20 protein-coding genes, 1 tRNA gene and 1 other RNA gene are annotated in these 21,808 nt (G+C 71.7%); 10 read left to right on the forward strand and 12 right to left on the reverse strand.

Translation table 11 applies throughout. The features are described 5' to 3' along the window. Positions 1-88 precede the first annotated feature (88 nt). Positions 89-718: an Ig-like domain-containing protein gene (locus FJ657_RS09955; RefSeq protein ID WP_141163486.1), complete on the reverse strand. Its 630-nt coding sequence runs from the start codon at positions 716-718 to the stop codon at positions 89-91. A gap of 322 nt (positions 719-1,040) precedes the next feature. Between FJ657_RS09955 and FJ657_RS09960 the strand changes: the two genes are divergently transcribed. Further along, the gene (locus FJ657_RS09960) at positions 1,041-1,544 is read left to right on the forward strand and encodes a DUF3145 domain-containing protein (RefSeq protein ID WP_181408934.1); all 504 of its coding nucleotides are present in this window, start codon (positions 1,041-1,043) and stop codon (positions 1,542-1,544) included. A gap of 232 nt (positions 1,545-1,776) precedes the next feature. Here the strand turns inward: FJ657_RS09960 and FJ657_RS09965 are convergent, their stop codons facing one another. The 4 genes from FJ657_RS09965 to FJ657_RS09980 all read right to left on the reverse strand — a co-directional run bounded on the left by FJ657_RS09965 (position 1,777) and on the right by FJ657_RS09980 (position 5,320). Then, positions 1,777-3,012: a beta-ketoacyl-[acyl-carrier-protein] synthase family protein gene (locus tag FJ657_RS09965; protein WP_141163487.1), complete on the reverse strand. Its 1,236-nt coding sequence runs from the start codon at positions 3,010-3,012 to the stop codon at positions 1,777-1,779. 100 nt (positions 3,013-3,112) lie between these two features. Further along, positions 3,113-3,361: an acyl carrier protein gene (locus FJ657_RS09970; protein ID WP_141145614.1), complete on the reverse strand. Its 249-nt coding sequence runs from the start codon at positions 3,359-3,361 to the stop codon at positions 3,113-3,115. A 40-nt stretch (positions 3,362-3,401) separates the two neighbouring features. Beyond that, positions 3,402-4,400: a beta-ketoacyl-ACP synthase III gene (locus FJ657_RS09975; protein ID WP_141163488.1), complete on the reverse strand. Its 999-nt coding sequence runs from the start codon at positions 4,398-4,400 to the stop codon at positions 3,402-3,404. Then, positions 4,397-5,320 (reverse strand): ACP S-malonyltransferase, encoded by a 924-nt coding sequence (locus tag FJ657_RS09980; protein ID WP_141163489.1) that lies wholly within the window; start codon positions 5,318-5,320, stop codon positions 4,397-4,399. Before FJ657_RS09980 ends, FJ657_RS09975 begins: the two co-directional genes overlap by 4 nt. 102 nt (positions 5,321-5,422) lie before the next feature. On the opposite strand from FJ657_RS09980, the gene FJ657_RS09985 reads away from it, so the two are divergent. Then, positions 5,423-6,316: an alpha/beta fold hydrolase gene (locus tag FJ657_RS09985; RefSeq protein WP_141163490.1), complete on the forward strand. Its 894-nt coding sequence runs from the start codon at positions 5,423-5,425 to the stop codon at positions 6,314-6,316. A 63-nt stretch (positions 6,317-6,379) separates the two neighbouring features. Here the strand turns inward: FJ657_RS09985 and FJ657_RS09990 are convergent, their stop codons facing one another. The 3 genes from FJ657_RS09990 to aceE all read right to left on the reverse strand — a co-directional run bounded on the left by FJ657_RS09990 (position 6,380) and on the right by aceE (position 11,426). After that, positions 6,380-7,381: a chitinase gene (locus FJ657_RS09990; RefSeq protein WP_141163491.1), complete on the reverse strand. Its 1,002-nt coding sequence runs from the start codon at positions 7,379-7,381 to the stop codon at positions 6,380-6,382. Between the two features lie 131 nt (positions 7,382-7,512). Further along, a complete protein-coding gene (locus FJ657_RS09995) occupies positions 7,513-8,658 on the reverse strand; it encodes a PucR family transcriptional regulator (protein ID WP_141163492.1) in 1,146 nt (381 codons plus the stop codon). A 41-nt stretch (positions 8,659-8,699) separates the two neighbouring features. After that, positions 8,700-11,426, reverse strand: coding sequence for a pyruvate dehydrogenase (acetyl-transferring), homodimeric type (gene aceE, locus FJ657_RS10000; RefSeq protein WP_141163493.1), 2,727 nt, complete (start codon positions 11,424-11,426; stop codon positions 8,700-8,702). A 271-nt stretch (positions 11,427-11,697) separates the two neighbouring features. Between aceE and FJ657_RS10005 the strand changes: the two genes are divergently transcribed. From FJ657_RS10005 to rnpB, 7 genes are all read left to right on the forward strand, one after another. Continuing rightward, positions 11,698-12,174, forward strand: coding sequence for a peroxiredoxin (locus FJ657_RS10005; protein ID WP_141163494.1), 477 nt, complete (start codon positions 11,698-11,700; stop codon positions 12,172-12,174). Between the two features lie 70 nt (positions 12,175-12,244). Further along, a tRNA-Val gene (locus tag FJ657_RS10010) sits at positions 12,245-12,317 on the forward strand. A 107-nt stretch (positions 12,318-12,424) separates the two neighbouring features. After that, a complete protein-coding gene (locus FJ657_RS10015; RefSeq protein ID WP_141163495.1) occupies positions 12,425-15,547 on the forward strand; it encodes a cytosine permease in 3,123 nt (1,040 codons plus the stop codon). 9 nt (positions 15,548-15,556) lie between these two features. Next, complete coding sequence (locus tag FJ657_RS10020; RefSeq protein WP_141163496.1) at positions 15,557-16,369, forward strand: Nif3-like dinuclear metal center hexameric protein; 813 nt, start codon at positions 15,557-15,559, stop codon at positions 16,367-16,369. Positions 16,370-16,430: 61 nt separating this feature from the next. Further along, positions 16,431-17,165 carry a zinc ribbon domain-containing protein gene (locus FJ657_RS10025; protein WP_141163497.1) on the forward strand — a complete coding sequence of 245 codons (735 nt, stop codon included), beginning with the start codon at positions 16,431-16,433 and terminating at the stop codon, positions 17,163-17,165. 48 nt (positions 17,166-17,213) lie between these two features. Beyond that, positions 17,214-18,377, forward strand: a complete 1,164-nt coding sequence (locus FJ657_RS10030) for an NAD(P)/FAD-dependent oxidoreductase (protein ID WP_141163498.1) — start codon at positions 17,214-17,216, stop codon at positions 18,375-18,377. 11 nt (positions 18,378-18,388) lie between these two features. After that, an RNA gene (rnpB, locus tag FJ657_RS10035) (RNase P RNA component class A) lies at positions 18,389-18,767 on the forward strand. A 36-nt stretch (positions 18,768-18,803) separates the two neighbouring features. Here the strand turns inward: rnpB and ppgK are convergent. Together ppgK and map are read right to left on the reverse strand one after the other, a co-directional pair. Beyond that, positions 18,804-19,610: a polyphosphate--glucose phosphotransferase gene (gene ppgK, locus FJ657_RS10040; RefSeq protein WP_141163499.1), complete on the reverse strand. Its 807-nt coding sequence runs from the start codon at positions 19,608-19,610 to the stop codon at positions 18,804-18,806. 45 nt (positions 19,611-19,655) lie between these two features. Next, positions 19,656-20,522 carry a type I methionyl aminopeptidase gene (gene map / locus FJ657_RS10045; protein ID WP_141163500.1) on the reverse strand — a complete coding sequence of 289 codons (867 nt, stop codon included), beginning with the start codon at positions 20,520-20,522 and terminating at the stop codon, positions 19,656-19,658. 56 nt (positions 20,523-20,578) lie between these two features. Here map and FJ657_RS10050 point away from each other — a divergent pair, with 56 nt between their 5' ends. After that, positions 20,579-20,752: a methionine aminopeptidase gene (locus FJ657_RS10050; RefSeq protein ID WP_141163501.1), complete on the forward strand. Its 174-nt coding sequence runs from the start codon at positions 20,579-20,581 to the stop codon at positions 20,750-20,752. Positions 20,753-20,763: 11 nt separating this feature from the next. On the opposite strand, the gene FJ657_RS10055 is transcribed toward FJ657_RS10050, so the two are convergent. After that, complete coding sequence (locus tag FJ657_RS10055) at positions 20,764-20,970, reverse strand: hypothetical protein (RefSeq protein WP_141163502.1); 207 nt, start codon at positions 20,968-20,970, stop codon at positions 20,764-20,766. 2 nt (positions 20,971-20,972) lie between these two features. Beyond that, positions 20,973-21,788 (reverse strand): 3-methyl-2-oxobutanoate hydroxymethyltransferase, encoded by an 816-nt coding sequence (panB, locus tag FJ657_RS10060; RefSeq protein ID WP_141163503.1) that lies wholly within the window; start codon positions 21,786-21,788, stop codon positions 20,973-20,975. Positions 21,789-21,808: the final 20 nt, after the last annotated feature.

The following is a 21,808-nucleotide window of genomic DNA, read 5'->3' on the forward strand; positions in this document are numbered from 1 at the left end:
GGCATGCTGCGGATCGACGAGAGCGGCCTCGACGGCGCCGTGGGGCGCGGTCGAGGCCGGTCTCGGAATCGCTGACGTCGGAGGCTGCTCAGCCGATCGACTCGGCGGCCGCCGAGAGTCCCTTGCTGAGCGCGCGCAGCGCGGCCGCGATGTCGGATCGAGCGCTGGACTCGTCCGCACCGGCTGAGGTGCCGGCCGTCTCGCTCGGAGACGCGACCGACGCCACGGGCGCGGGCGCGGCGGACGCGGGCGTCGACGCGCTCGGCGCCGGAGCGGCAGAGCGGGCGACGGGTGCGGCGGTCACCGGAGCGGCCGGCGCCGGGGGAGCGGGCGGCGCGACGACGACCGGCGCCGCCACCGTGACGGTGACATCCACCGGGTCTGAGGCCGACGCGCCGTCGCTCACCAGAAAGGCGAAGTGGTCGCTGCCCGAGAAGCCGGCCCGCGGAGTGTAGGTCGCGGTGCTGCCGGAGATGCTCACGTCGCCGTAGCTGGCGAAGAGCGCGAGGCGGTACTGCAGGGCGGCGCCGCTCGGGCTGGTGCCGCGCAGCGGGATCGAGACCGTCGTGCCGGCGGCCGTCGAGGCCGAGCTCGGCAGGGCGACGGGAGTGGCGGTGTCCGCGGTCGAGGCGAGCGCGGGGCCGGCGACCGCGAGCGCGGCGCCGAGAAGGAGGGCGCCCGGGAGGGCGCGCAGGCGGGGACGGAGAACAGCGGTCATCGGGGGAGACCATTCGGGTAGGCGCAGCAGGGGGACTGCGAGGGGTGGCGTCGATGCGGGGACATGTCGGCCGTTTGGGGGACAGCTCATAGTAGAGCGATCCGCCGCGGCGGCGCTAGAGCCACGCGGATCGGTTCGCACCGTGTCGGGCGGGGCGGGATGAGGGTCGTCGCGCCTGGCGAGCTCGCTGACGGCCGGTCTCGAATCGCCGAATCACACGCTTGTCATCTCCCGCGCTGGTCAGGCATAATCGCGATAGCGGGCACGCTGTTCTCTGCTCACAGGTCGATGGGGAAGTCGCACCTGACGATCGGAGAAGAAAGTGGTCGCAACACCGTCGCGCGGAGTGGTCTTCGTCCACTCCGCTCCTCGCGCGCTCTGCCCCCATGTCGAATGGGCGGCCGGTCGCGCTCTCGGGCATGCCGTCACCGTCGAGTGGCGTGAGCAGCCCGTTCTTCGGGGTGCCCAGCGCGCCGAGTTCTCGTGGCAGGGCCCGCGCGGAACCGGTGCCGTCATCGCCTCCGCGCTGCGCGGCTGGGAGCACCTGCGCTACGAGGTGACCGAAGACGCCGGCCTGGGCGGCGACGGCGGTCGGTGGATGCACACGCCCGACCTCGGCGTGTTCTATGCGCAGACCGACACCGCGGGCAACATGGTGATCCCCGAAGACCGGGTCCGCTCGGCGATGGAGACCGCCGGATCCAACGCCCTCGAGCTGCACCGCGAGCTTCGCCTCGCACTCGGGCAGGCGTGGGACGACGAGCTCGAGCCCTTCCGCACCGCCTCCGACGACTCGTCGGTCGTCTGGCTGCACAAGGTGGGCTGAGTCGTGGCCCGCATCCTCTCGCGCCTCCGGCGCCGTCGCAGCCGCGTCGGGCGCGCGTGGCTGGCGCGGCGCGAGCAGCACCGCGCCGAGTTCGGACGGTCTCGCGTGGGCGTCTGATCCCGCATCCTCAGGTTCCTCGGCGTTCTGACGCCGAGACGAGACGAGCCCCTGCCGGTAGGCGGGGGCTCGTCGTCTGTCCGGGCTCGTGACCCGGACGCCTCTCTCGGGGGACTCAGACGCTGCGGAAGGCCGCCACCGCGTTGTGTCCGCCGAAGCCGAAGGAGTTGGAGATCGCGAGCTGCTCGCCCGATCCGAGATCGATCGGCCTGCCGCTGATGGTCAGCGGGATCTCGGGGTCCTGCTCCGACAGGTTGATCGTCGGCGGGGCCTGACGGCTCTGGATCGCGAGGACCGTGAAGATCGCCTCGAGCGCGCCGGTGCCGCCGAGCAGGTGGCCGGTCGCGCCCTTGGTGGCCGAGACGGGGATGCCGTCGACGCGATCACCGAACGCGACCTTGAGCGCCGCGTACTCGGCGATGTCGCCGACCGGGGTGCTCGTGGCGTGGGCGTTGATGTGCGTCACGTCGTCGGGCGAGGCGCCCGCGGCGGCCAGCGCCAGGGCGACGGCGCGCGAGGCGCCCCGACCCTCCGGGTCGTTGGCCGTGATGTGGTACGAATCGGCGGTCACGCCGCCGCCGGCGAGCTCGGCGTAGATCTTGGCACCGCGGGCCTTGGCGTGCTCCTCGGTCTCGAGCACGAGGCTCGCCGCGCCCTCGCCCATGACGAAGCCGTCGCGGTCGACGCTGTACGGACGGGAGGCCGTCTCGGGCGAGTCATTGCGCTTCGAGAGCGCCTGCATCGACGCGAAGGAGGCCATGGTGATCGGGTGGACGGCCGACTCCGAGCCTCCCGCGATGATCACGTCGGCGAGCCCGGCCTGCAGGTGCTCGTAGGCGTTGACGAGCGACTCGGTGCTGGAGGCGCAGGCGGAGGCCACGGTGCGGGCGAAGGCGCGCGCCTCGAAGCGCATCGAGACGGCGGCCGCGGCGGCGTTCGGCATGAGCATGGGGACCGTCATCGGGAGGACGCGGCGCGGACCCTTCTCGCGCAGCACATCCCAGGCGTCGAGCAGCGACCAGAGCCCGCCGATGCCGGTCGCGTAGTCGACGCCGAGGCGCTCGGGCTCGACCTCGGGCGAACCCGCGTCCTCCCAGGCCTCGCGCGAGGCGATCACGGCGAACTGGGCGACCGGGTCGAGACGCTTGGTCTCCACGCGCTCCATGACCTCGGTGGGGCGCACCTTGGCCTCGGCGGCGAACTTCACCGGCAGCTCGTACTTCTCGACCCACTCGTGCGGCAGCGTGCGCGCGCCCGATTCCCCGGCGTTGAGGGCCTTCCAGGTGTCGGCGACGTTGCCGCCGAGGGGCGAGGACGCCCCGATGCCGGTGATGACGATCTTCTTGGTCATTCTCACTCTCCTAGGCAGCCGACCGGATGGCTTCTGGCCGCGGTCGGAAAAGGCGGGGGCCCTGAGCGGCGCCCCCGCCTCCGTGGTGTCGTCGCGCCGGTCAGGCCTGCGCGTTGACGATGTAGGTGACGGCGTCGCCGACGGTCTTGAGGTTCTTGACCTCTTCGTCGGGGATCTTCACGTCGAACTTCTCCTCGGCGTTGACCACGATGGTCATCATCGAGATCGAGTCGATGTCCAGGTCGTCGGTGAACGACTTGTCCAGCTCGACCGTGTCGGTCGCGATGCCGGTCTCGTCGTTGATGAGCTCGGCCAGGCCGGCGAGGACCTCGTCGTTGGACAGTGCCATTGCGTATCTCCTAGGGGGTGTCGATTGACCGGGATAAAGCTTAGGGGAGCCGCACGACCTGGGCCCCGAAGACCAGGCCGGCGCCGAATCCGATCTGCAGCGACAGACCGCCGCTGAGCTCGGGCTGCTCCTCGAGCAGACGGTGGGTCGCGAGGGGGATCGAGGCGGCCGACGTGTTGCCGGTCGTCGCGATGTCGCGGCCGATGGCGACGTGCTCGGGCAGCTTCAGCTGCTTGGCGAGCTCGTCGATGATGCGCATGTTGGCCTGGTGCGGCACGAAGGCCACGAGCTCGTCGGCGGTGACGCCGGCGGCCTCGAGCGCCTGCTGCGCGACCTTGGCCATCTCCCAGACGGCCCAGCGGAAGACGGTCTGGCCGTCCTGGCGCATGTAGGGCCACTCCGAGTCGCCGTCGAGGAACTGCTCGAAGGTCGCGCTCATGCCGACCGCGCCCCACTTGGAGCCGTCGGAGCCCCAGACGGAGGCCGAGATGCCCGGCTCGTCCGCGGGGCCGACCACGGCCGCACCGGCGCCGTCGCCGAGCAGGAACGAGATCGAGCGGTCGGTCGGGATGACGTATTGCGAGAGCTTCTCGGCGCCCACCACGAGCACGTACTCGGCGGCGCCGGCGCGGATGAGCGCATCCGCCTGGGCGATCCCGTAGGTGTACCCGGCGCAGGCCGCGCTGATGTCGTAGGCGGGAGCCGGCGTGACGCCGATCCGATCAGCCAGCAGCGCCGACATCGACGGCGTGACGGCGACGTTGCTGATCGTGGAGACGAGCACGGCGCCGATGCGGTCGGGGGTGATCCCGGCCTTCTCGATGGCCTCGCGGGCGGCGGTCTCGGCGAGGTCGACGGCGTCGACGCCCTTGCTCGCGCGACGGCGCTCGATGATGCCGGTGCGCTGACGGATCCACTCGTCGCTCGAGTCGATCGGCCCGATCAGGTCGTCGTTGGGGACGACCAGGTCGCCGCGGGCGGCGCCCAGGGAGAGGATGCGGGTGAACTGCGGGCCGACGCCCTGCTTCAGCGTGGTCATTCGGCACTCGCGATCAGGTCGGCGGCGGCATCGAGGTCGGCGGGCGTCTTCACCGCGACCGTCGGCAGGCCCTTGAGCCCGCGCTTGGCGAGTCCGACGAGCGCACCCGCCGGGGCCAGTTCGACGAGGCCGGTCACGCCGGCGGCCGCGAAGGCCTCCATCGTGAGATCCCAGCGCACGGGAGAGGCGACCTGACCGACGAGCAGGTCGATGAACACGGGGCCGCTGGTGATCGGCGCGCCGTCGCGGTTGGTCCAGATCGGCAGGGTGGGATCGGAGATCTCGACTCCCTGCACGGCCTCGCGCAGCACATCCACGGCGCTCGCCATGTACGCCGTGTGGAAGGCTCCGGCGACCTGCAGCGGGATGACGCGGGCGCCGGCCGGGGGAGCGTCCTTGAGCGCGGCGAGGGCGGGAAGCGCGCCGGCGACGACGATCTGGCCGCCGCCGTTGAAGTTGGCGGGGCTGAGGCCCAGCTCGTCGAGCTTCCTGGCGAGCTCATCCGCGTCGGCGCCGATCACGGCGCTCATGCCGGTCTCGGCTTCGGCGGCCGCGGAGGCCATGGCGCGACCGCGGACGGCGACGAGACGCAGCGCATCCGCTTCGGAGATGATGCCGGCGCCGGCAGCGGCGGCGAGTTCTCCGACCGAGTGGCCGGCGATGCCGGCGAGGCGGGTGCGGTCGACACGCTCGAGCAGAGCGGCCAGCGAGAGCAGGCTCGCGCCGACGATGAGCGGCTGGGCGACCGCGGTGTCGCGGATGGTGTCGGCGTCGGAGGTGGTGCCGTGCGCCGCCAGATCGACTCCGGCCGCCTCGGAGAGGGCGGCGAGATGCTCGGCGAACCGGGGTTCGGCGAGCCACGGTTCAAGGAATCCGGGGGTCTGCGAGCCCTGACCGGGCGCGACGATGACGACACTCACGGGTCTACCTTGCCAGGCCCGGCGGCGTTCGGCGCACTCTGCGCCACGAAGAATCCGGCGAGACCCTGTGGGATCTCTACAGATGCGCGCGAGGATGGGGCGATGGAGCACCGCATCACATCCACCCCTGTGCTCGACATCGCCTACCTCGAGCACGGCCCGGCTGACGGACCGGCCGTCGTGCTGCTGCACGGCTTCCCCTACGACGTGCGCGCCTACGACGAGGTCGCGCCGACCCTCGCCGCGTCGGGCCTGCGGGTTATCGTGCCGTGGCTGCGCGGATACGGCCCGACGCGCTTCCGATCGGCGAAGACACTGCGATCGGGTGAGCAGTCGGCGCTGGCGCAGGATCTGCTCGACCTGCTGGATGCGCTCGAGATCCCGCGCGCGGCGCTGGTGGGCTACGACTGGGGCGGTCGGGCGGCGTGCGTGGTCGCCGCGCTCCGCCCGGATCGCGTCACGGCGCTCGTGACCGTCGACGGCTACAACGTGCACGACCTGGCGGTTGCCGGGGAACCGGCGCCAGCCGCCGCCGAGAAGCCGTTCTGGTACCAGTACTTCCTGCAGACCGAGCGCGGGCGGCGGGCGCTCGATCGCGACCGCGAGGGCTTCTGCCGACTGCTCTGGCGGGACTGGTCCCCGCAGTGGGCGGATGCCGACCGTGCCTTCGCGGCATCTGCGCCGAGTCTGCACAATCCCGACTTCGTCGACGTCGTCGCGCACTCCTATCGCGTGCGGCACGCACTTGTTCCCGGGGACTCCCGCTACGCCGAGCTGACCCGCGCGATCGCAGCGCAACCGCCGATCGCCGTGCCGACGATCGTGCTCACCCCGCTGGCCGACGGACTGGATGCCGGGATCCCCGGCGAGCCCGACGCCGATCCCGAGCACTTCACCGACCTCGTCGACGTGGTCGAACTGCCGGACATCGGTCATAACGTGCCGCAGGAGGCGCCGGAGGCCGTGATCGCGGCCATCCGACGCCTCCTGCTCTAGGGGCGAGTCCTCGCCGACCGGAGTCGGCGCGTCGGTGTCATCTCAGTTGCGAGTTCTCGCGGATCAGAGCGAGGCGAGGTGCCCGCCGACGGTGTTCGCGAAGGAGTAGCCCGAGGTCGAGTCCCAGTTGATCGACCAGGTCATCGCACCCCGCAGCTCCGGGTAGGTCGCGGCCGGGACGTAGCTGCCGCAGTTCTGACCCGTGCGAAGGCAGTCGATGGCGTTGTTGACCACCGAGGGGTCGACGTAGCCGCTGCCGGCGGCCTGCGCGGTCGCGGGGAGTCCGAGTCCGACCTGGTCGGCCCGCAGGTGGCCGTCGAGCAGGATGTCGGCCAGCGCGGTCTGGAAGTCGACGGTTCCGGCGCTGTAGGCCTTGCCGTCGCGGCCGAGCATGCTGCCCGAGTTGTAGTACTGCGTGTTCACGACCGTGATCAGATCCTTGACCTGGTCGATGAGCGCGAGATAGCTGCCGCCGGGCTGCACGTAGATCGTCTCGGGCGCCATCGTCAGCACGAAGTCGCTGCCCTTGACGGCGGCGATCTGCCGCAGCGCGCTCGTCATGTTCTCGAGATCGGGCGCGTTCTCGAGGTCGATGTCGACCCCGTCGAAGCCGTACTCGTCCATGAGGGCGAGCGAGCTGGAGGCGAAGGCGTCGGCCGCGGCCGCATCCGGAAGCGAGATCGCGCCGTTCTGGCCGCCGACCGAGAGCACGACCTTGCGGCCCTCGGAGTGCAGCTGGGCGATGTCGGACTTGAACGCGGCGGTGTCGTAGCCGAGCTTGCCGGCCACGCCGGAATCGAGAGTGAACGAGATCGCGCCGGGCGTCGCCGGCACGGCGTCGGCGAAGGCGACCGCGACGATGCCGTAGGCATCCGGCACGTCGCCGAGCCGCATGACGTCGGCGCCGTTGTCGAAGTTCTGCCAGTAGCCGGTGAGGGTGTGCGCGCGCACGTCGGCCGCGTGGGCGGGGCCGGCCGTGGTGAGCGCGCCAGCGGTTCCGACGGTGAGGGCGGCGGCTGCGGTGAGCGCCGCGAAGAGGATGCCGCGAGGGCGAGTGAGCTTCATTGCTGACCTTCCGATTTTGTAAGGTTCGGTTACATACTCGGGTCTGGCCAGGCTAGAGGGCGCGCTGAAGCGCATCCGCGGGCTCTGCGGTGGTTCCCAGGAACGGGACGAGCGGCGAACCGCCCGCGAGGTCAGCCGCGCTGGCCCCGCTCCGGCGCCTCGGCGATCGAGCCGACGATCAACGCGGACTGCAGCACGAGCGCCTCACGTGCGCCCGTCGCGTCGTAGCCGATGACCTCGCTGATTCGCTTGAGGCGGTAGCGCACGGTGTTCGGGTGCACGAAGAGCTCCCGCGCCGTGGCCTCCAGGGATCGGCCGTTGTCGAGGTAGCACCACAGGGTGGTCAGCAGCTCCTTGGAGTGCGCCTGCAGCGGCTTGTAGATGCGGTTGATGAGCGTGCCCCGAGCCAGCGAGTCGCCGGCGAAGGCGCGCTCGGGCAGCAGATCGTCCGAGAGCGTCGGACGCGGAGCGTTGCGCCAGGACCGCGCGACCGCGAATCCGGCCAGGGCCGCTCGGGCGCTCTTCGCCGCATCCAGCAGCGTCGGCACTTCGTGGCCGAGCACCAGGTGCCCGCTGCCGAACCCGGGCTCGAGCTCCTTCGCGATCTCGAGGAACGAACGCTGCGCGTCCGCTTCGCTCTCCTCCGGGGGATCCGTGCGGCCGATCACGAGCACGAGACGGCTGCCCTGCACGCCGATCAGCACATCCGCATCCAGGTGGCGCGCCGTGCGGCGCAGCTGATCGACGTCGAGCATCCGCGGGGCGGTGCCGACCAGCACGCTCACGGCGCCGTGGCCGTTCCAGCCCAGCGCGGCGATGCGACTCGGCAGCTCGGAGTCGTACTCGCCCGTGAGGATCGAGTCGACGACGAGCGCCTCGAGGCGCGCATCCCACAGCCCCCGGGCCTCGGCCGCGCGAGCGTAGACATCCGCCGAGGCGAAGGCGATCTCGCGCGAGTAGAGCAGGATCGCCTCGCGCAGCATCGGGTCGTCGCCGACGCGGTGCTCGACGACCTCGACCGTGATGCGGATGAGCTGCAGCGTCTGCTGCAGGCTCACCGAGCGCAGCAGTTCGCGCGGCGCCGCGCCGAACACGTCGGCGGCGATCCACGCGGTGGTCGTCGGATCCTCGAACCAGGAGATGAACGAGGTGATGCCCGCCTGCGCCACCAGGCCGACGGCGCTGCGTCGGCCCGGCGGCATGTCGCGGTACCAGGAGAGCTCGTCATCCAGCCGCTTCAGCGTGCTGGTGGCGAGCTCTCCCGAGAGAGAGCGCAGACGGGTGAGCGTCTGCGCCTTCGTGCGCTCCGTGGCCCGGCCTAGCTCTCGCCGCCGGCGGAACCCGAGGTGCCGGCCGACACGTCGTGCAGACGGTAGCGGTCGATCGCCTGCTGCACGATCGACGGGTCGCCCTGACCGCGGCGCACGAGCGCCTGCAGCGCGCGCACGACCATCGAGGGGCCGTCGATCTTGAAGTCGCGGCGGGCGGCGGCACGCGTGTCGCTGAAGCCGAAGCCGTCGGCGCCGAGCGTGTAGTAGTCGCCCGGCACGAAGGGACGGATCTGGTCCTGCACGGCGTGCATGAAGTCCGACACGGCGATCTTCGGGCCCTCGGCGTCGGCGAGCTTCTGCGTCAGGTATGGGACCACGGGGGTCTCGTTAGGGAACAGGAAGTTGTGCTCGTCGGCGGCCAGGCCGTCACGGCGCAGCTCGGTCCACGAGGTCACGCTCCAGACGTCGGCCGAGACGTTCCAGTCCTTCTGCAGCAGCTCCTGCGCCTCGAGCGCCCACGGCACGCCGACGCCGGAGGCGAGCAGCTGCACCTTGACACCCGGGTGCTCGTTCTTGCTGATGAGGTGGATGCCGCGCAGGATGCCGTCGACATCCACGTCCTCCGGCTCGGCCGGCTGCACCATCGGCTCGTTGTAGACCGTCAGGTAGTACATGACGTCGGGATCCGCGTGGGTGCCGCCGTACATGCGCTCGAGACCCGCGCGCACGATGTGGCCGAGCTCGTAGCCGAACGCCGGGTCGTAGCTGATCACGGCCGGGTTGGTGGCCGAGAGCAGGTGCGAGTGGCCGTCGGCGTGCTGCAGGCCCTCACCCGTGAGGGTGGTGCGGCCGGCGGTGGCGCCGATGATGAAGCCGCGCGCCATCTGATCTCCGGCGGCCCACATGGCGTCGCCGGTGCGCTGGAACCCGAACATCGAGTAGAAGACGTAGACCGGGATGAGCGGCTCGCCGTGCGTCGCATACGACGTGCCGGCCGCGGTGAACGCCGCGAAGGCGCCCGCCTCGTTGATGCCGACGTGCACGATCTGGCCCTGGGGGCTCTCCTTGTACGCCAGCAGCAGCTCGCGGTCGACGGAGGTGTAGTGCTGACCCTTGGGGTTGTAGATCTTCGCCGTCGGGAAGTAGGCGTCCATGCCGAAGGTGCGCGCCTCGTCCGGGATGATCGGGACGATGCGGTTGCCGAACTGCTTGTCGCGCAGCAGGTCCTTCAGCAGGCGGGCGAAGGCCATCGTCGTGGCGACCTCCTGCTTGCCCGATCCCTTCTTGACGACCGAGTAGGCCGACTCCTCGGGGAGCGTGACCGGCACGTGCGTGTGCCGGCGCTCGGGCAGGTAGCCGCCGAGCTCGCGGCGGCGCTCCTGCAGGTACTGGATCGCCTCGTCGTCCTGACCGGGGTGGTAGTACGGCGGCAGGTAGGGGTTCTCCTCGAGCTGCGCGTCGGTGATCGGGATGCGCATCTCGTCGCGGAACTGCTTGAGGTCGTCGAGCGTGAGCTTCTTCATCTGGTGGGTCGCGTTGCGGCCCTCGAAGTGCGGCCCCAGGCCGTAGCCCTTGACGGTCTTCGCGAGGATGACGGTCGGCTGGCCCTTGTGCTCGGTCGCGGCCTTGAACGCGGCGTAGACCTTGCGGTAGTCGTGACCGCCGCGCTTGAGGTTCCAGACCTGCTCGTCGGTGAAGTCCTTCACGAGCTCGAGCGTGCGCGGGTCGCGGCCGAAGAAGTTCTCGCGAACGTAGGCGCCGTTCTCGGCCTTGTAGGTCTGGTAATCGCCATCCGGCGTCTGGTTCATGAGGTTGACCAGGGCGCCGTCGGTGTCGCGAGCGAGCAGGTCATCCCACTCGCGGCCCCAGACGACCTTGATGACGTTCCAGCCGGCGCCGCGGAAGAAGCTCTCGAGCTCCTGGATGATCTTGCCGTTGCCGCGCACGGGCCCATCGAGGCGCTGCAGGTTGCAGTTGATCACGAAGTTGAGGTTGTCGAGGCCCTCGTTGGCGGCCCACTGCAGGGCGCCGCGGCTCTCGACCTCGTCCATCTCGCCGTCGCCGAGGAACGCCCAGACCTGGCCCTCGGACCGGTCGGCGATGCCGCGGTTGGTCAGGTACTTGTTCGACTGGGCCTGGTAGATCGCGTTGATAGGGCCGAGGCCCATCGACACGGTCGGAAACTGCCAGAAGTTGGGCATGAGCCGCGGGTGCGGGTACGACGAGAGGCCATTGGGCGCGTGCGAGCGCTCCTGGCGGAAGCCGTCGAGCTGGTCGGTGCTGAGGCGCCCCTCGAGGTAGGCGCGGGCGTACATGCCGGGGGAGGCGTGGCCCTGGTAGAACACCTGGTCGCCGCCGCCGGGGGCGTCGTGACCGCGGAAGAACCAGTTGTGCCCGGTCTCGTACAGCGCCGCCGAGGAGGCATAGGTCGAGATGTGGCCGCCGACGCCGATGCCGGGGCGCTGTGCGCGGTGCACCGTGATGGCCGCGTTCCAGCGGATCCAGCGGCGGTAGCGGCGCTCGAGCTCCTCGTCGCCGGGGAACGCGGGCTCGTTCTCGGGCGCGATGGTGTTGATGTAGTCGGTGGTGGGCACCATCGGCACGCCCAGCTGCAGCTCCTTGGAGCGCTTGAGCAGGCTCAGCATGATGTCGCGACCGCGACCGCGGCCCTGCGCCTCGACGAGCGCGTCGAGGGACTCCTGCCACTCCGACGTCTCTTCGGGATCGCTGTCGATGTGCTCCGACGAGTAGGGGTCCTGATCGTTGACCGTCACCCTCGACCTCTTCCTGTGTGTCGCTCGGCGTGGCCGGTGGACCACGCTGCAGGCACGCACGCGCGATCGTCCCGGGGTCGTGGGAGGGGGCGTGGTGCTCGACCACTCTATTGCGCACGGCGCACGTGGGGGCGCGTGCCCGAGCCGAGGATGCGCTGAGGGCGACGGCACGCGGCCGCCGGGATCCGGTCATCCCGCCGGAACAGGCGTAGTATCACGCGCTGTGTCTGCCGGATCCCATCGGGGGCCGGCCGGAAAGGAACGCACGTCCATGGCTCTGGAGAACGACACCCAGGCACCCGATTTCGAGCTGCCGAATCAGTACGGCGAGCACATCCGCCTCAGCGACTTCCGCGGCGTCCGCCCGGTCGCGCTCGTCTTCTTCCCGCTCGCGTTCTCGAGCACCTGCACCGGCGAGCTGTGCGCGCTGCGCGACAACCTGGCGATGTTCAAGGAGAAGGGCGTCGAGCTCATCGGCGTCTCGGTCGACTCGAAGGCGACGCTGCGCGCCTGGGCCGAGCAGGAGGGCTACGACTTCACGCTGCTCGCCGACTTCTGGCCGCACGGCGACGTCGCCAAGGAGTACGGCGTGTTCCTCGAGCACAAGGGCTTCGCGAACCGCGCGACCTTCGTGATCGACACCCGCGGCATCATCCGCGCCTCGTTCATCACCGCGCCGGGCGAGGCCCGCTCAATCGACGAGTACCGCGAGGCCCTCGCCGAGATCCTCCCGGCGCCGGTCGGCTGATCGGGCCGTCGGTGATCGGGTGCGCTCGGGCCGATAGCATCGAGCCGGCGCGGATGCTCCGCGCGCGACCGGGCTCTTAGCTCAGCTGGTAGAGCGCCTCGTTTACACCGAGGATGTCGGGGGTTCGAGTCCCTCAGGGCCCACCGTCGACTCGCGTGATCGCTCGGACCGCGTCGGCGCACCGCAGCGACGAGCCCGCCCGCGCCTGGTCGCGTGCCGCAGAGCTGAGGATCACCCCTAGAATCCGGGCATGACCGGCGAACCCGACTCCGCTCGTGCGGACGACGACGCCCTCGCCGACGCGATCCTCGCCAGCTTCACCGCGGCGATCCCGGTCATCGTCCCCGCTGACGACGGCGCCGGCGTCGGCGTCGGCACGGAAACCGCCGCTCCGGGCGCCGTCGACCCGGTCGACACCCCGGTGACGCCAGCCCCCGTCGACACGCCGCTCGCCGGACCACTCGCCCCCTCGGCTCCGCCGCTGGACAGCGCTCTGTCCGGCGCGAGCGGACCGCGTCGCGAACCGTCCCCGCGCGACGACGTACCGGCAGGGCCGACGGTCATCCCGGCGGCGCACACCGCCGACGCGGAACCCTGGGCGGTCGCTCCGGCGCCCGCGGCCGCCTTCACGTGGACGGCGCAGCTGCCGCTGCCGCCCGCCGAGCTCCTCGACCCGTCGCGTGCCGTGCCCGGCGAGTCCGCCGATCAGACCCTCGCTGCACCTCGCGACGCGGCCGCGGATGTCGTCGCAGCGCCCGCCACGGTCGTCGGCCCGGATCCAGCCTCCACGGTCGCCGGCGACGGTCTGCTCGGCGGTTTCGCGGCCGGCGACGACGACCTCGCGACCACCCTGGCTTCGCGACTGCGTGAGCTCGCGCCGCCCGACCCCTCCGCCGCCGTTCCTCCCGCGGCCGCGCCCGCACCGCCGTCGAGCGCCGCCGGCGGGGTCGCAGCCGAGGGGCTCGCCGACGATCATGCGCACGACGCGGACGGGGAGATCGACCGTCCCGCGACCCCCGTCCCCGCGACCTCCCCGGATCGCGACGCGGTCGCGCGGTCTGCGGGCGTGATCCCGGATCCTCTCGATTCAGAAGGAGCGCCGCCGCTCGCAGCTGACCTTCCGTCCGCGGAGCCTGATCAGAGCTGGTCTGCCGCACCGCCGCCGGCGTTCTCGCCTCCCGCGCTCGTCGAGCCGCCGTCGTGGGCGGCCGGCTTCGCGTCCTCCGTCTCGCCGGATTCCGCAGCTCCGGAGCGCGCGCCGCACACCGCGGTTCCGGAGCACGCGTCGGTCGCCGATCCGGAATCGGCACCGCCCGGTCCGATCCCGGTGCAGGACACCGTCGACCTCTCCGCCTTCGCCGCGCCGCTCGGGCCGCCCTCGGGGCTGATCACCCTGCCCCCAGAGGCCTGGCTCGCCGAGCGCAGCGCGCACGCGGACGGCGCAGACCGCGCGGCGGAGGTCGGCGCCGCGAGTGCGACGTCGAAAGTGCCGTCGGTGCCGTCCGCGCCGTCGACGGCGTTCGACCGGATGGTCGCCGCGTTCGACGAGAGCTACGACGGGCCACCCGCGCCGGTGTCCGCATCGGTGATGGCCCTCGCGCCCGACCTCGCGGTGTCGTCGCTGATCGATCCGCGGCTCAGCGCGGCCGCGACGAGCGACTCGGCCTACTCGGATGACGACGACGGGTCGGTCGATCCGGACGACCGCGTTGCAGGATCCACGGTCCCGGCGGGCAGCGTGGCACCGCCGCCGTGGCCGACCGAGCCAAACCCCGATGAGCTCCGGCGCGCGGCCTCGGACGCCGGGCTCGACACCGCGTTCGACGGTGCCGACGATGACCCCGGCACCCGACCCGACCCGGACCTCGACAGCGTGTCCGGGGCCCCGGCGGCCGCGGCCGAAACGACGACCGCCGTGACCGCCCCGCCGCGTCTGCCGCGCATCCTCGGTGTCGAGTTCGGAGCGGTCGAGCCGACGCCGGCCGAACTGCGCGCCGGTCGCGCACCACGCCTGTTCTGGCTCGCCTTCGCCCCGACGGCGTCCCTGCTGCTGCTCGGCGTGGGGGCCGGTCTCATCGCCGCCGGCGCCAGCCTGCGACAGGCGGTCGTCGCCGTGGTGATCGGCGCCGCGCTCTCCGCGTTGCCGATCGCGCTCTCGGTGCTCGCCGCACGGTGGAGTGGTCAGAGCGCTCTCGTGACCTCCCGCGCCGTGTTCGGCGTCGTCGGGAACGCCCTGCCGGCCGTGCTCGCGGCCGTCACGCGCATCGGCTGGGCCGGAGCGCTGCTCTGGCTGACGGCGGATGCGGTCGGCGGCGTGGCCGCGGCGGCCGGGTCGGGCGACGCCGGATCCGTGCGCGTCGTCGCACTCGTGGTCGGCATCCTGCTCACCGGCCTGATCGCCGCTCTCGGCTACGGGCTGCTCGGTCTCGTGCAGGCGATCGCGACTGTCGTGGGCGTCGCCGGCGCGACGGCCGTGATCGCGCTGACCGTCACCCGGGTGGATCTGACCAGGGCGCTGTCGCTGCCCGATGGCTCATGGTCGCTCGTCGTCGGCGGCGCGGGGCTCGTCGTCGCGGTCGGCGGGCTCGCCCTGGTCCAGTCGATCGGCGATGTCGCCCGCTACCAGCGAACCGGGGGAGCGGCGGCATCGCACGGTGTCGCCGCGGTTCTCGGCGCCGCGCTCCCTGTTCTCGCGCTGACGGGCTGGGGTTCACTGCTCGCCGCCTCCGACCCCGAGCTGGCGCGCCGTCTCGCCGCCGCGCCGATCACGGCACTGGTGGAACTGCTCCCCAGCGCCGCCGCCGCTCCGCTGCTCGCCGCCGTCGCGGTCAGCGGTGTCGCCGGAGCCGCCATCGCGATCTACTCGGCCGGTCTCGCCGTCACCGCGGCGGGGGTGCGGGCGCCGCGTCCGCTCGCGACCGTGCCGCCCGCGCTGATCGCCGCCCTCGTCGCCGTGCTGCTGCTCGCGGCCCGTATCGACGCCTCGGCCCTGCTGCACGATGCGGCGCAGCTGCTCGCGGTGCCCGTGGCCGCGTGGGCGGGGATCGTCGGCGGCGACCTCCTGCTGCGCACCCGCCGCCTGCACACGCCGTCTCTGCTTCGTCGTCGCGGGGTCTATCCCGATGCGCGCCCCGCACCGCTCGTGACGCTGCTGGGTCTCACCGTGCTCGGCTGGCTGCTGCTGCATCCGGCGCTCCCGGGACTCGCTGTCGTCGGCGGCCTGCTTGCCCCGTTCGGGGACGCGGGCGTCGCGGCGCAGCCCGGTGTGCTCGTCGCGCTGGTCGGCGGCCTTCTCGCCGGCCTCGCATCCGGGCTGGGCGCGGTGCGGCGACAGGAACGCGCGGTCGTCGAAGCGACGCCGTCCGACTCCTAGACTGGGCGGATGCCGAGCCTCGCCGACGTCACCGCGGTCGCCGAGCGGCTCTGGCCCGCCTCGGGCACGGAGTCGTGGGACGCCCCCGGTCTGCTCGCGGGAGCGCCCTCCGCGCGGATCTCCCGCATCCACCTCGCACTCGACGCGACCGTCGCCACGGCGCGCGAAGCCGTCGATCTCGGCGCCGACCTGCTGTTCGTGCACCACCCGCTGCTGCTGCGGGGCGTGACGAGCGTCGCTGAAGACCGTTACAAGGGCGCCGTGATCGGCACGCTGCTGCGCGGCGGATGCGCTCTGCTCGCGGCCCACACGAACGCCGACGTCGTGCCGACGGGCACCTCGGCGGTCCTGGCCGATCGGATCGGGCTGCGCGGATCGGCGCCCCTGGTGCCGGGAGCGCTCGAGGGCTTCGGTCTGGGACGGATCGGAACGCTCGACGAGCCCGAGTCGCTGCGGCGGTTCGCGCGGCGCGTCAGCGACGCCATCCCGAGCACCGTCGGAGGCGTCCGCGTGGCGGGGGACCCCGATCGGATGATCCGCACCGTCGCGCTCTGCGCCGGCGCCGGCGACTCCTTGGTCGCGCACCCGGCCGTGCTCAGCGCCGACGTGTACCTGACGAGCGACCTGCGCCACCATCCCGCCTCCGAGGCCATCGAGAACGCCGACATCGCCGGCGGACCGGCGCTCGTCGACATCGCGCACTGGGCCGCGGAATCGATCTGGCTCGACACCGCTGCGTCCGAGCTGCGACGTGAACTGCCGGGCGTCGAAGTCAGCGTGAGCGCGCTCAGCACGGACCCCTGGACTTTCCGCGTCGACTGATCCCGGCCCCGCCCACGATCGCGCCGCACCCGAACCGCCACCACGAGACGAGAGACATCGAATGAAGGCCGCACCCGCCGACCAGGCCCTCCTGCTCGAGCTGCAGGAGCTCGACACGCGAATCCACCGCGTCAGCGTCCAGCTCGCCAAGCTGCCCGAGCAGGAGGAGCTGCGCGCGATCGCCGAGGGCCGGGACGTGCTGCGCCAGGAGCTCGCGCAGAAGAACGGCGCTCTCGAAGACGCGCAGACCGAGCTGAAGCGCACCGAGGCCGACGTCGCGGTGGTGGATGCGCGCATCGCCCGCGACGGCGACCGCCTGCAGGCCAGCACTTCGGTGAAGGACATCCAGGGACTCGAGCAGGAGCTCGCCGCGCTGCAGAAGCGCAAAAGCGACCTCGAGGACATCGAGCTCGCGGTGATGGAGACGATCGAGGAGCGCGCAGCCGAGGTCGAGAAGACCCGCGCCGGGCTCGCCGACCTCGAGCAGCGCTCCGCCGACGCGCAGGCCCGTCTCGCTGGCGCGCAGGAGTCGCTGCGCAGCGACGGCATCGCGGCCGAGACCGCCCGCGGCGGGCTTCTGCCGCGCATCCCGGCCGACCTCCTCGCCCTCTACGAGAAGCAGCGGGCCCGCTACGGGATCGGCGCCTCGCTGCTGCAACGCGGCGTCTCGGTCGCCGCGGGGGTGGCGCTCAACGCGAGCGACCTCACGGCCGTGCGCGCGGCGGCGGCGGACGACGTGCTGCTGTGCCCGGAGTCGCAGGCGATCCTGGTGCGCACCGACGAATCCGGTCTCTGACCGCCGCCGACGCGACGACGGATCTCGCGAGCGGGTGAGGAGCGCGGCATGAAGGTCGTGGTCATCGGCGGAGGAGCGTGGGGGCTGCCCACCGCGGCAGAACTGGCGACGCGCGGTCACACGGTCCACCTCGTCGACTGCTACGGGATCGGCAACGCGCTCGCGTCATCGTCGGGGCCGAGCCGGATCTGGCGGATCGGCGACCCCGATCCGCGACGCGTGCGGCTTGGCCGTCGCGGGCTCGCCGCGCTCGAACGGCTGCAGGGCTTCACCGAGATTCCGCTCTTCCGTCGGCAGGGGATGCTGTGGCGGCATCCCGAGACCGCGGCGGCGCTCGTGCGCACGGCGGAGGCGGAGCAGCTCGACCACGAGCTGATCCCGGCCGATCGGGTTCCCGCGGTCTTCCCCGGCCTGCGTGGCGACGGCCGCGACGCCGTCCTGCTGCCCGACGCGGGCACGCTCGTCGCGGACCGGGTGCTCGAGACCCAGCTGGCCCGGTTCCGCGCGGCCGGCGGGCGGCTCTCCACCGGCCGTCACGCCGTGAGCGTCGAGCGGCGGACGAGCGGCCCGCGCATCCGCTTCGCCGACGGCACCCACGACGACGCCGACGCGGTCGTGATCGCGGCCGGCCCCGGGGCGAAGCGCCTGCTCGAGTCGCTCGACCTGCCCGCCCCGCTGCACACGCACCTCGAGCAGGTCGTCCACTTCGCGGCGCGAGCTGGCGTCGACGGCGACGCGCTCCCGGTGCTGTTCGACGGACCGCGTGAGGACGAGCCCGGCATCTACGCGATGCCCAGCCTCGGCATCGGCTACAAGATCGGCCTCGACGGTCCGCTGCGTGCGCACTCCGACGACGATCACGACCGCACGCCGTCGCCCGATCGCACCGAGCAGCTGCGAGCGAGAGTCGCCCGCGACTTCGGCGCGCTCGTCCCCGATCCCCTCGACGCCCAGGTCTGCTCGTGGACCGACACCCCCGACGGCGACTTCGTACTGGATGCGGTCGGCGACGGCATCGTCATCGGCTGCGGCGACGTCGGCGAGGGCTTCAAGTACTCGGCGCTGATGGGCCTCGTGCTCGCCGACTTCGTCGACGGGCTGCCGCAGGACGACGACGTGCTCGCCTACGGCATCCGCCGCTTCGACCCGGGCGCGGCGCCGCACGACTTCAGCGAGGCCACGCGCATCGGCCAGCACTCCGACCGCCGGTAGACTCGCGGGGAACGGGCCGGCAGACGGTCGCGTCGTCCTCCTCGGAGGGCGCCGAGGAACGTCCGGGCTCCACAGAGCAGGGCGGTGGGTAACACCCACCCGGGGTGACCCGCGAGAAAGTGCAACAGAGAGCAGACCGCCACGGTCGCGCCGCCTTCGGGCGGAGCGGACGGGGTAAGGGTGAAACGGTGGTGTAAGAGACCACCAGGGGCCCGAGTGATCGGGCTCGCTGGGTAAACCTCGCCCGGAGCAAGGTCAGACAGACACCGATTGAAGCTGCTCGCCGAGGTGTCGGGTAGACCGCTGGAGGGCTGCGGCAACGCATCCCCGAGAAAGATGGCCGTCACGGACTCGTCCGTACAGAACCCGGCGTATCGCCGGCCCGTTCCTCAGCTCGGCCGATGACTCGCACACCGAGCACTCAGCTCAGGACGCGGTCGTGCTGTGCAGCGGTCCTCCACCGTGCGGCGCTACGTGTCCCTTCGAGGTCAGCGCTGCCGCGCCGAGGATCCCGGCGTTGTTGCGCAGCTTCGCCGGCACGATCCGCGCCCGCAGCTTCAACAGCGGCAGGAACTCCTCGTGGTGCTTCGACACGCCGCCGCCGACGATGATCAGCGCGGGCGAGAACAGCGCCTCGATCGTGCCGTAGTAGCGCTGCAGCTTCTTCGCCCACTTGTCCCAGTCCCACTCGTGCCGCTCCTTCGCGGCGTAGGAGGCCTTGGATTCGGCGTCGTGCCCGTCGATCTCGAGGTGGCCGAGCTCCGTGTTCGGCACGAGCACCCCGTCGTTGATCAGCGCCGTGCCGATGCCGGTGCCGAGGGTCGTGAGCAGCACGACGCCGCGCTCGCCCTTCGCCGCGCCGTAGCGCAGCTCGGCGACGCCGGCCGCATCGGCGTCGTTGACGAAGTGGATGTCGCGGCCGAGCGCCTTCTCGAAGAGCTCCTCGGCGGCGAGGCCGATCCACTTCTTCGACACATTCGCGGCGGACATCGTGTGGCCGTCGATCACGACGGCCGGGAAGCAGACGCCGACGGGAACGGCAGAGCCGTTCAGGGTCTCGCCCGCCAGCTCGTCGACGAGTTCCTTGACGACCGCGACGATCGCATCCGGCTCGCCGCCCTCGGGCGTCGGCTTCTTGAGCCGATCGCTCAGCAGCTCGCCGCTGTCGAGATCGACCAGCGCTCCCTTGATCCCGGTGCCGCCGATGTCGATGCCGATCGCCCGTGAACTCACCCGACCAGCCTAACGGCGGCGGGATGCGCGACCGAGCGCCCGCGGTCAGGGCAGCGTCAGCACCTCGGCGCCGCGCTCGGTGACGACGAGCGTGTGCTCGAACTGCGCGGTCAGGCTGCGGTCGCGGGTGACGACCGTCCAGTCATCGGCCCAGAGGTCCCAGCGCTCCTCGCCCGAGATCGTGAGCATCGGCTCGATCGTGAACACCATCCCGGGCTCCATGACCGTGGTCGCGCTCGGGTCGTCCCAGTGCGGGATCACGAGGCCGGAGTGGAACGTCGCCCCGACGCCGTGCCCGGTGTAGTCGCGCACGACGCCGTAGCCGAAGCGGGCGGCGTAGCTTTGGATCGCCCGGCCGATGACGTTGATCTGCCGACCCGGAGCGACGGCCTTGATGCCGCGATTCAACGCCTCGCGCGTGCGCTCGACGAGGTCGACGGTCGCGGGCGCCGCCTCGCCGACGAGGAAGGTCTTATTGAGGTCGCCGTGCATGCCGTCGACGTAGGCCGTGATGTCGATGTTCACGAGATCGCCGTCCCGCAGCACCGTGTCGTCGGGGATGCCATGGCAGATCACCTCGTTGACGCTCGTGCAGCTCGACTTCGGGTAGCCCCGGTAGCCGAGCGTGGACGGGTACGCGTCGTGGTCGACGAGGAACTCGTGAGCGACCCGGTCGAGCTCGTCGGTCGTGACACCGGGTGCGATCGCCGCGCCCACCGCTTCGACGGCCCGGGCGGCGATGCGGCTCGACTCGCGGATGCGCGCGACCTCGCCGAAGTCGTAGACGTCACCACGGTCGGAGCGCCGCGGGCCGGGGCGTCCGACGTATTCCGGTCGGGGGATGTGGCGCGGAACGGGGCGCTCAGCGCCGACGGGACCGGGGATCAGGTGGCCGGAGGCGTCGAAAGGCATGAGCGTCAGCCTAGAGCCGGGGTGCTGTGCACCCGTGCCGCGCCTACGCTGGCGACATGACTGAATGGTGGTACAACCACAAGACGGGCGAGGTCGAAGAGGGCGCGCAGTCGCTCGGGTCGGACCGCGACGGTCCCTTCGCCTCCCGCGAGGAAGCCGCCCGGGCCCCGCAGATCGCCCAGGAGCGGGCACGCCAGTGGGCCGCGGACGAGGCCGCCGAGGGCGACTGATCCGAACCGCTTCAGCCGCGCGATGCCGGCCGGGAGCGCCGCAGCAGCCAGACGCCGACTCCGAGCATCCCCGACGCCGCGACGACGAGCACGAAGCCGAGGATCATCAGCGGCGCCTTGTCGCTCGCCGCACCCCAGATCAGCACGGCGATCGCGATCGCCAGCGACAGGCACTGCGTGATGATGACGCGCTTGGCCATCCGGCCCGGGTCGTTCACGCTCAGTCCTCGAAGCTGTGCTCGGCGGCCGGGAAGACGCCGCCCGTGACGTCGGCGGCGTAGGCGCGCGCCGCATCCTCGAGCGTCTGAGCCAGCTGGGCGTACTGTTTCACGAAGCGCGGCAGACGTCCGGTCGTCATGCCGGCCCAGTCGGTCCAGACCAGGATCTGTCCGTCAGTGTCGGGTCCGGCGCCGATTCCGATCGTCGGGATGCTGAGCTCTTCGGTGACGCGCTTCGCCGCGGCGGCGGGCACCATCTCGAGCACGACGGCGAATGCCCCCGCATCCTGCACGGCGTGCGCGTCGGCGAGCAGCTGCTCGACGCCCGCACCGCGGCCCTGCACGACGTGGCCGCCGAGACCGTGCTCGCTCTGCGGCGTGTAGCCGATGTGGCCCATGACCGGGATTCCGGCCTCGACGATGCGGCGGATCTGCTCGGCGCTGCGCACGCCGCCCTCGAGCTTGACCGCGTGCGCGCGCGTCTCCTTCATGAAGCGGAAGGCCGTGTGCAGCGCGTCATCGGTGCCGGTCTCGTAGGAGCCGAAGGGCAGGTCGGCGACGACGAGCGCGCGCTTGACGGCGTTCGCGACGGAGCGGGCGAGCGGGATGAGCTCGTCGACCGTGATCGGCAGCGTCGTGTCGTAGCCGAGCACGTTGTTGCCGGCGGAGTCGCCGACGAGCAGGAAGTCGATCCCGGCGCGGTCGAAGATCCCGGCCGTGAGCTGGTCGTAGCTCGTCAGCCCGGTGATCTTCAGGCCCTGCTGCTTCGCGTTCTGGAAATGCCGGGTGCGAACCCGCTTGACCACCTCGTCTGCCATGCGCTCGAGCCTAGACCCGC

This window comes from Schumannella soli, assembly GCF_006517435.1.
In the GTDB taxonomy this organism is placed as follows: domain Bacteria; phylum Actinomycetota; class Actinomycetes; order Actinomycetales; family Microbacteriaceae; genus Schumannella; species Schumannella soli.

What these genes read in the sequence shown, in the direction of transcription:
- FJ657_RS09955 (WP_141163486.1), bottom strand. Translation starts at nt 718, where the DNA reads ATGACCGCTGTTCTCCGTCCCCGCCTGCGCGCCCTCCCGGGCGCCCTC.
- FJ657_RS09965 (WP_141163487.1), bottom strand. Translation starts at nt 3,012, where the DNA reads ATGACCAAGAAGATCGTCATCACCGGCATCGGGGCGTCCTCGCCCCTC.
- FJ657_RS09970 (WP_141145614.1), bottom strand. Translation starts at nt 3,361, where the DNA reads ATGGCACTGTCCAACGACGAGGTCCTCGCCGGCCTGGCCGAGCTCATC.
- FJ657_RS09975 (WP_141163488.1), bottom strand. Translation starts at nt 4,400, where the DNA reads ATGACCACGCTGAAGCAGGGCGTCGGCCCGCAGTTCACCCGCATCCTC.
- FJ657_RS09985 (WP_141163490.1), top strand. Translation starts at nt 5,423, where the DNA reads ATGGAGCACCGCATCACATCCACCCCTGTGCTCGACATCGCCTACCTC.
- FJ657_RS09990 (WP_141163491.1), bottom strand. Translation starts at nt 7,381, where the DNA reads ATGAAGCTCACTCGCCCTCGCGGCATCCTCTTCGCGGCGCTCACCGCA.
- FJ657_RS10005 (WP_141163494.1), top strand. Translation starts at nt 11,698, where the DNA reads ATGGCTCTGGAGAACGACACCCAGGCACCCGATTTCGAGCTGCCGAAT.
- FJ657_RS10015 (WP_141163495.1), top strand. Translation starts at nt 12,425, where the DNA reads ATGACCGGCGAACCCGACTCCGCTCGTGCGGACGACGACGCCCTCGCC.
- FJ657_RS10020 (WP_141163496.1), top strand. Translation starts at nt 15,557, where the DNA reads ATGCCGAGCCTCGCCGACGTCACCGCGGTCGCCGAGCGGCTCTGGCCC.
- FJ657_RS10025 (WP_141163497.1), top strand. Translation starts at nt 16,431, where the DNA reads ATGAAGGCCGCACCCGCCGACCAGGCCCTCCTGCTCGAGCTGCAGGAG.
- FJ657_RS10030 (WP_141163498.1), top strand. Translation starts at nt 17,214, where the DNA reads ATGAAGGTCGTGGTCATCGGCGGAGGAGCGTGGGGGCTGCCCACCGCG.
- map (WP_141163500.1), bottom strand. Translation starts at nt 20,522, where the DNA reads ATGCCTTTCGACGCCTCCGGCCACCTGATCCCCGGTCCCGTCGGCGCT.
- FJ657_RS10050 (WP_141163501.1), top strand. Translation starts at nt 20,579, where the DNA reads ATGACTGAATGGTGGTACAACCACAAGACGGGCGAGGTCGAAGAGGGC.
- panB (WP_141163503.1), bottom strand. Translation starts at nt 21,788, where the DNA reads ATGGCAGACGAGGTGGTCAAGCGGGTTCGCACCCGGCATTTCCAGAAC.